Consider the following 7,712-nt stretch of genomic DNA (forward strand, 5'->3'; position numbering starts at 1 on the left):
GTCCGGCGGTCCGCGGACCTCCGCTACCGCGGGCAGAGCTTCGAGCTCGAAGTCGACGCCGGCTCCCCGGTCGATCCCGACGCGCTCCGGAGCGCGTTCGAGGCGACACACGAACGCGTGTACGGCTACGCGGCCGAGGAGCCAGTCGAGGTGGTGAACCTCCGGGTCGCCGCCGCGGTCCCCCGGAGCGTCCCCGAGACGGCGCTGCCCGAGGACACGTTCGAGAAGCTCGGCGAGCACACGGCGGTGTTCGGCGGCGAGGAGTACACGACGCCAGTCTACCGCCGGCCGACGACGCCGGGTACCACGTTCGGCGGGCCGGCCGTGCTCGAACAGGACGAGAGCACGACCGTCGTCCCGCCGGCGTGGGAGGCGACCGTCCGGGAGAACGGCTCGCTCGTGCTGACGGAGGTGGAGCGATGAGCGGCGCCGAGCCGCGGACCGCGGGGATCGACTCGGTCACGCTCGAGGTGTTCCGGAACGAACTGGAGAGCGTCGCCGAGGAGATGGGGCAGGTGCTGATCCGCAGCGCCTACTCGCCCAACATCAAGGAGCGACAGGACTGCTCGACCGCGCTGTTCGACGCCGGCGGCCGGATGGTCGCACAGGCCGAACACATCCCGGTCCATCTCGGCGCGATGCCGGACGCCGTCGCCGCCGTGATGGCAGAGAACCCCGAGCCGGGCGACGCGTACATCCTGAACGACCCCTTCGAGGGCGGCACCCACCTACCGGACGTGACGATCGTCTCGACGATCGCGCCGGCGGGCGAGATCGTCGGCTACGCCGTCACCCGCGCCCACCACGCCGACGTGGGTGGGATGACCCCCGGCAGCATGCCCGCGGGCGCCACCGACATCTACCAAGAGGGGATGCGCCTGCCCGGCGTGGCGCTGCGCTCGGGCGGCGAGCTAAACGAGGACCTGATGGCGGTGATCCTCGCGAACGTGCGTAACCGGACCGAGCGCCGGGCCGACCTGCGCGCCCAGCTCGCGGCCCACGACCGCGCCGAGGACCGCCTCGCGGAGCTCATCGAGGAGCACGGCCGCGGCCGAGTCGAGCGGGCGTTCGACGCCATCATCGACTACTCCCGTGCTCGGATGCGCGACGAGCTCGCGGCGTTCCCCGACGGCACCTACGACGCGAGCGACGTGCTCGAGGGCGACGGCGTGACCGACGCGGACATCCCGATCGAGGTGTCGATCACCGTCGACGGCGCGACCGTCGACGTGGACTTCGCGGGCAGCGCCGAGCAGTGCGCCGGCAACATGAACGCGCCGCTGTCGGTCGCAAAGAGCGCGGTGTACTTCGTCGTCCGGAGCATCACCGACCCCGAGATTCCGCCGAACCACGGGAGCTACGCCGACATCGACGTGGCCGCGCCCGAGGGGACCGTCGTGAACCCGAACCCGCCGGCGGCGGTCGTCGGCGGCAACGTCGAGACCAGCCAGCGGCTCACCGACGTGGTGTTCGCCGCCTTCGCCGAGGCCGTGCCCGAGCGCGTGCCGGCTGGCTCGCAGGGGACGATGAACAACCTCATCATCGGCAACCGCGACCGCGACGGCTTCACCTACTACGAGACGATCGCCGGCGGGTTCGGCGCCCGCCCCGACAAGGACGGGATGGACGGCGTGCAGGTCGGGATGACCAACACGCTGAACACGCCGATCGAGGCGCTGGAGGCGGAGTACCCCTTCACCGTCGAGGAGTACGCGTTCCGCGAGGACAGCGGCGGCGACGGCGAGTACCGCGGCGGGCTGGGCCTCACGCGGTCGCTCACCGTCGAAACCGACGCCGTCGTCTCGCTGCTGACCGAGCGCCGGCGCCACCGTCCGCAGGGCGCGGCGGGCGGCGAGCCGGGCGCGCTGGGCGAGAACCTCGTCGACGGCGAGCCGCTGGCCGCGAAGACTACCCGGGAGATCGAGGCGGGCACCACCGTCACGGTCCGGACGCCCGGCGGCGGCGGGTACGGCGACCCGGACGATCGGGCCGAAGCCGACCGCGAGGCCGACCGACTGGACGGGAAAGTGACCGACGACACGGAGGAGCGATGACCGACACACACAGACTGGAAGAACTCCCTTGGCCGGCAGTCGAACAGTACTTGACCGAGCGCGAGTCGCCGACGGTGATCGTCCCCATCGGCTCGACCGAGCAGCACGGGCCGCATCTCCCGCTGGCGGTCGACGCGTTTCAGGCGCGGGACCTCGCCGAGGAGATCGCGGTCGCGGCCGACGTGCTGACGGCGCCGCTGATTCCCTACGGCGACGCGAACCACCACCTCGGCTTCCCGGGGACGATCTCGCTGTCGACGGAGACGGTGGTGTCCGTGCTGACGGACGTGTACGCCAGCCTCGCCGGCCACGGCTTCGAGAACGTCGTGACCGTCAACGGCCACCGGATCGCGAACCTCCCGGCGATCGAGACTGCGATGCAGAAGAGCGCGGCACAGCACCCCGACACGTCGTTCGCGGCGATCGACCCGCTCCGACTCGGCATCTCGGTCCACGAGCGGCTCCGGGACGGCGACCCCGAGGACGGGATGCACGGCGGCGAGTTCGAGACCTCGTTCATGCTCGCGCGCTACCCCGAACTCGTCGACGAGGACGCCTTCGAGAAGGAGACCGCCGACCCCGGCCCGTACGGGACGCTGAACCTCGTCGGCAACGACGATCGGGTACTGACCCCGAGCACCGCCCACTCCCCCGAGGAAGGCGACCTCGGTCACGTCGGCGATCCGACGCTCGCGAGCGCCGGGAAGGGCGACGCGCTCTGGGCGGAGTTGGTGGCCAGCGCCGCCGACTACATCGAGGCCATCGAGGGGGGCGAGGCATGAGCGAGTCGACCGTCCACGACGACGTGGCGATCCCGCTCGCTGACGGCACCGTCCGCGCGACCCGACACGAGCCGGCGGCCGACGGCCCGCAGCCGGTCGTGCTCGTCTACACGCCGTACCACAAGGACGACCTCTCGGACACGCGCTCGGACCCCATGGTGGACTACCTCGTCGATGCGGGCTACGAGGTCGTCGTCGCCGACGCCGTCGGGACGGGGGCGTCCGATGGCCTCGTCGAGCAGCCGTTCACCGCCGACGAGGGGCGCCACGGCGCCGCCGTCGTCGAGTGGCTGGCCGAGCAGGAGTGGTCGAACGGCCGGGTCGGTCTCGTCGGGAAGTCCTACCCCGGCACCACGTCGCTGGAGATCGCCGCACGGGACCCCGACGGGCTGGCGGCGATCGTCCCGATCCACGCGCCCGCAAGGATCTACGACGCCTACTTCGACGGCGGCGCGCTGGCGTTCCTGCGCACCTGCGGCCAGTGGGCGCCGAACTTCGAGTACCTCCCGCTCCAGCCGCCCGCGAACCGCGATACTGACGGCTGGGCCGAGCGCTGGACCGACCGCCTCGACGGGCTGACTGATCGCGAGCCGTTCCTGTTCCAGTACCTCGACCACCTCGAGAAGGACGACTGCTGGGCCGAGAAGGACGTTCCGGTCGGAGAGATCTCGGTCCCCACGCTCGCGGTCGGCGGCTACCGCGACGCCTTCGGCGGCGGGACGCTCGACTACGCGGACCGCATCGACGCGCCGACGGAAGTGATCCTCGGCCCGTGGCGCCACGCGATGCCCGAGCAGGGGGAGACTGCCCGGATCGACTTCCTCGGCGAGATGGAGGCGTGGTTCGACCACCACCTCCGCGACGGGGGCGATCGGGATTCCCGCCCCGAAATCCGCTACTGGACCGAGCGGCCTACCGACGAGGACCGACTCGCCGGCGAATGGCGGGCCCGCGAAGCGTGGCCGACGGCTGACGACGCTGTGGCGTTCGATCTCGGCCCGGACGGGCTTTCGACTGACGGCTCGTCGGCGGCTACCACCGACCGCTGGGAGGCGGATTACAGCGTCGGGGCTGCCTCGATCGGCTTCGAGATCCCGGGCGGGACGGATCTGGACACGACGCCCGACGACGACCGGTCGATCACCTACGAGACTGGCCCGCTCGACGACGCGTTCGAGTTGACTGGCAGCGGCGAGGTGAGTCTGGAGATCGTTCCGGACGGTCCGGCTCAGCTCCTCGCGGTCCGGGTCGTCGACGTGGCGCCGGACGGGACGGGACGGCTCGTCACCCACGGCGTGACCCGCGCGGAGCTCGACGGCGAGATCGACCCGCCGGGGGAGCCGGGCGCGGCCGTCGAGCCGCTGACGCCCGGGGAGCCACACAGCGTCGACGTGTCGCTGCGGCCGACCTCCCACGTGTTCGAGCCGGAGCACACGCTCCGGGTCGCCGTCAGCGGCGCGTTCTTCCCCTACGTCTCGCCGCCGGACGGCAGCGCCGGCTTCGAACTCCGGACGGGGGGTGCGGCGTGTCACCTTCCCGGCCAGTTCCACGACGGCAGCCCGACGTTCGACGACGGCTACGCGTTCGACCCGCCGCAGGACGCGTACGGCGAGCCGACGGCGCCGGACTGGGCGACGACCGTCTCACACACGGACGACACGGTGACGGTATCGCTGGCGCAGTCCTACTCGAAGTCGCTCTCGGGGGCGACGTTCGACTACGAGACCGCGACGACGGCGAGCGTCCAGCGCGGGACGCTCGGGACGGAGACCGTGGATCGGCGGACGACGACGACGCTCTCGTTCCCGACCGAGTCGATCCAGACCGAAGTCAACAGCTCGGTGACGCGGTCGTTCGCAACGATGCAGTACGCCCTCGACCGCGACGGCGAGGCGATCTACCGCGAGCGGAAACGGACCGCGGTCGATCGCTGATCCTTCGAGGAACGGGCGTTCTTCGCGGTGCTCGGCGTTCGAGCGCGACGATTCGCGGCGTTGGCTACTACACGAGTACGGCGGAGTGTTCGTGGCCGACGCACGGAGGCGCCGGCAGGAACTGCGCCGTATTGGTTACGACACGATTACGGCAGAGTGTTCGTCGCCGGCGTACGGAGGCGCCGGCAGGAACTGCGCCGTATTGGTTACGACACGATTACGGCGGAGTGTTCGTGGCCGAGACACGGAGGTCTCGACGGAGACCGCGCCGTATCGGTTACTCCGACGGCGTCTGCTTCGGTTCGACCTCGTGGCACTCGGTCATGCGGATCGCCTCGTCCTCGGAGGGTACCTCGCGCCACTCGGGGTCGGCCTCGCGGCAGTGCTCGGTCGCGATCGGGCAGCGCGGGTGGAACCGACAGCCGCTCGGCAGGTCGACCGGCTCGGGCACCTCCGAGCCGATCCCCGAACTCCCGAGCGGTTCCCGGGGGTCCGGGGAGGGGATGCTGTCGATCAGCGCCTTCGAGTAGGGGTGTTTCGGGTCGTCGACGATCCCGTCGGCGGCGCCCATCTCGACGAGCCGGCCGAGGTACATCACGCCGATGCGGTCGCTCAGGTAGCGCGCCGCGCCGATGTCGTGCGTGATGATGAAAAAGGAGATGTTGCGCTCCTCGCGGAGTTCGTCGATCAGGTCGAGCACGCGGGCGCGAACGCTCGCGTCGAGCATGCTCGAGGGCTCGTCGGCCACGATGAACTCCGGATCGAGGACCAGCGCCCGCGCGAACAGCACGCGCTGGAGCTGGCCGCCGCTGAGCTCCTCCGGGTACCGGTCGAGGAAGTCCGCTGCGGGCAGGAGGTTCACGTCCTCCAGCGCGCGGTGGATGCGGTCGTGCTGCTCCTCGTCGTCCGTGATCCCGTGGATCTCCATCGGCTGGCGCAACAGCCCCCGGACCGTCCGCTTGGGGTTGAGCGCCTCGAAGGGGTCCTGATAGACGATCTGGAGGTGCTGGCGCATCTCCTGCATCTCGCTATCCGACAGCGACGCGAGGTCGGTCCCCTTGAACCGGATCTCGCCGGCGGTCGGCTCGATCACCCGGAGCAGGGTCTTCCCGAGCGTGGTCTTCCCGCAGCCGGACTCGCCGACGACGGAGAAGATCTCCCCCTCCTCGATGGAGAGGTTCACGCCGTCGACGGCGCGGACCCGCTTCTCGTCGGCGAAGAACGACTCCAGCCACCCCGTGCTCTTCACGTAGTGCTTCTCGAGGTTCCGGATCTCGAGGATCGGTTCCTCACTCGTCGCCGTCGCGGTGGGGGTGGGTTCCGAACTCATAGCTCCGACACCTCCTCGTGGTGGAAGCAGGCGGTCTCGTGGGCCTCCCCCACCGACTCGAGCGGCGGCTCGCCGTCCCGGCACTCCTGAGTGGCAAGCGCACACCGCTCGGCGAACCGACAGCCGGTCGGCGGGTCCCGGAGGTCCGGCGGCGTCCCTTCGATCGTCTCGACCTGCTCGGGCGGCCGCCGCGGGTCGATCAGGCTCCGGAGGAGCAAGGCGGTGTAGGGGTGTTTCGGTGCGTCGTACAGCGTCTCGGCGGGCGCGCTCTCGACGATCTTCCCGCCGTACATCACGCCGATGCGGTCCGAGAGCTTCATGATGGCCGCGAGGTTGTGCGAGATGACGAGCATCCCGAAGTTCAGGTCCTCCTGCAGCCGCTGGAGCATGTTGAGCACCTCCGCCTGCACGATCACGTCGAGCGCGGTCGTCGGCTCGTCGGCGATCAGCAGGTCCGGCTCGCAGGCGATCGCCATCGCGATGGCGGCGCGCTGTTTCATTCCGCCGGAGAGCTCGTGGGGGTACTGCTCGGCCACGTCGGGCTGGAGGTTCACCTTCTCCAGTAGTTCGCGGACGCGCCCCTCCCGTTCCTCCTCCGGGACGATGTCGTGGACCCGGAGCGGCTCCCGGATCTGCGCGCCGACGGTCTTGACGGGGTTGAACGCGTTCTGGGCGCCCTGATAGATCATCGAGATGTCGGCCCACTGCACGTCCTTCACCTCGGACTTGGGAATTTGGCCGATCTCGCGCCCCTCGAACCGGATCTCGCCCTCGACGATGTCACCCTGCGGCGGGAGCGCCCGGATGAGGCTCAGCCCGAGCGTCGACTTCCCGCAGCCGGACTCGCCGACCAGCCCGTACGTCTCCCCGCGGGCGATTTCGAAGTCGACGCCGTCGACGGCCCGGACGGGCACGTCGGTCTCGTCCTCGCTGTAGTACGTCGAGAGGTCCCGAACCGACAGCAGCGTCTCCGCGGCGTCGGTCGGTCGTTCCTGCGTCTGCGTGCTCATGTCCTGTGTGCGTGATCGGTCGCTCGTCCCTTGCTGTCGGTCCATCAGTCGTCACCCCACGTCCGCCGCTGGAGGCGGGGGTTGAGCACCTCGTCGAGCGCGCTGCCGACGAGGATGAAGCTGAACGCCGCGAGCACGATGCCGAACCCGGGGAGGATCATCCACCACCAGGCGCCGCTGCTCAGTGCGGCCTGCTTCTGGGCGAAGTACAGCATCGTTCCCCAGGAGATGCGGGCGGTGTCGCCCAGTCCGAGGAAGCCGACCGCGGCCTCCATCAGGATGGTGTACACCATCTGGAGGATGCCGTTCGCGAACACGACCGGCAGGATGTTCGGGAGCACCTCCTGTCGCATGATGCGGAAGTCGGAGGCGCCCAGCGCCTCGGTCGACTCCACGAAGTCGTTCTCGCGGACGCTCAGCGTCTTCGCCTTGATCGTCCGGGCGGGGATCGGCCACGAGAGCAGCGACAGGATCAGGATGATGTTCCAGACGCTGCTGCCCGCGTAGGCCGCGAACACGACGACCAGCACGAACGGCGGGAACACGAGGCTCATGTCGATCGCCGTCGTGATCCACCGGCCGACGCGGCCGCGGTAGTAGCC

At 70.1% G+C, this 7,712-nt stretch carries 6 protein-coding genes and 1 pseudogene; 4 read left to right on the forward strand and 3 right to left on the reverse strand.

Features of this window, described 5'->3' with window-relative positions:
* The 4 genes and pseudogenes from ACFR9S_RS09390 to ACFR9S_RS09405 all read left to right on the forward strand — a co-directional run.
* A pseudogene (locus ACFR9S_RS09390) lies at nt 1–423 on the forward strand (hydantoinase/oxoprolinase family protein); the annotation flags it as partial.
* Nucleotides 420–2,054 (forward strand): hydantoinase B/oxoprolinase family protein, encoded by a 1,635-nt coding sequence (locus ACFR9S_RS09395; RefSeq protein ID WP_379818492.1) that lies wholly within the window; start codon nt 420–422, stop codon nt 2,052–2,054. The pseudogene ACFR9S_RS09390 and the gene ACFR9S_RS09395, both read left to right, overlap by 4 nt.
* Entirely contained in the window at nt 2,051–2,836 is a 786-nt protein-coding gene (locus ACFR9S_RS09400) for a creatininase family protein (protein ID WP_379732519.1), read from the forward strand. Before ACFR9S_RS09395 ends, ACFR9S_RS09400 begins: the two co-directional genes overlap by 4 nt.
* A complete protein-coding gene (locus ACFR9S_RS09405) occupies nt 2,833–4,770 on the forward strand; it encodes a CocE/NonD family hydrolase (RefSeq protein WP_379818493.1) in 1,938 nt (645 codons plus the stop codon). Before ACFR9S_RS09400 ends, ACFR9S_RS09405 begins: the two co-directional genes overlap by 4 nt.
* A 277-nt stretch (nt 4,771–5,047) precedes the next feature.
* Here the strand turns inward: ACFR9S_RS09405 and ACFR9S_RS09410 are convergent, their stop codons facing one another.
* The 3 genes from ACFR9S_RS09410 to ACFR9S_RS09420 all read right to left on the reverse strand — a co-directional run.
* Entirely contained in the window at nt 5,048–6,100 is a 1,053-nt protein-coding gene (locus ACFR9S_RS09410; RefSeq protein ID WP_379730745.1) for an ABC transporter ATP-binding protein, read from the reverse strand.
* On the reverse strand, nt 6,097–7,155 hold the full coding sequence (locus tag ACFR9S_RS09415) for an ABC transporter ATP-binding protein (protein ID WP_379730747.1): 1,059 nt from the start codon (nt 7,153–7,155) through the stop codon (nt 6,097–6,099). Before ACFR9S_RS09415 ends, ACFR9S_RS09410 begins: the two co-directional genes overlap by 4 nt.
* Nucleotides 7,155–7,712: ABC transporter permease (locus ACFR9S_RS09420; RefSeq protein ID WP_379818494.1), on the reverse strand; the 558-nt coding region annotated here is incomplete at its 5' end. The genes ACFR9S_RS09415 and ACFR9S_RS09420, both read right to left, overlap by 1 nt.

The sequence above is a fragment of the Halolamina salina genome (assembly GCF_042678005.1).
In the GTDB taxonomy this organism is placed as follows: domain Archaea; phylum Halobacteriota; class Halobacteria; order Halobacteriales; family Haloferacaceae; genus Halolamina; species Halolamina salina.

Excerpts from the sequence above, each read along its gene's own strand:
- ACFR9S_RS09415 (WP_379730747.1), bottom strand. The coding sequence starts at position 7,155 with ATGGACCGACAGCAAGGGACGAGCGACCGATCACGCACACAGGACATG.
- ACFR9S_RS09410 (WP_379730745.1), bottom strand. The coding sequence starts at position 6,100 with ATGAGTTCGGAACCCACCCCCACCGCGACGGCGACGAGTGAGGAACCG.
- ACFR9S_RS09395 (WP_379818492.1), top strand. The coding sequence starts at position 420 with ATGAGCGGCGCCGAGCCGCGGACCGCGGGGATCGACTCGGTCACGCTC.
- ACFR9S_RS09400 (WP_379732519.1), top strand. The coding sequence starts at position 2,051 with ATGACCGACACACACAGACTGGAAGAACTCCCTTGGCCGGCAGTCGAA.
- ACFR9S_RS09405 (WP_379818493.1), top strand. The coding sequence starts at position 2,833 with ATGAGCGAGTCGACCGTCCACGACGACGTGGCGATCCCGCTCGCTGAC.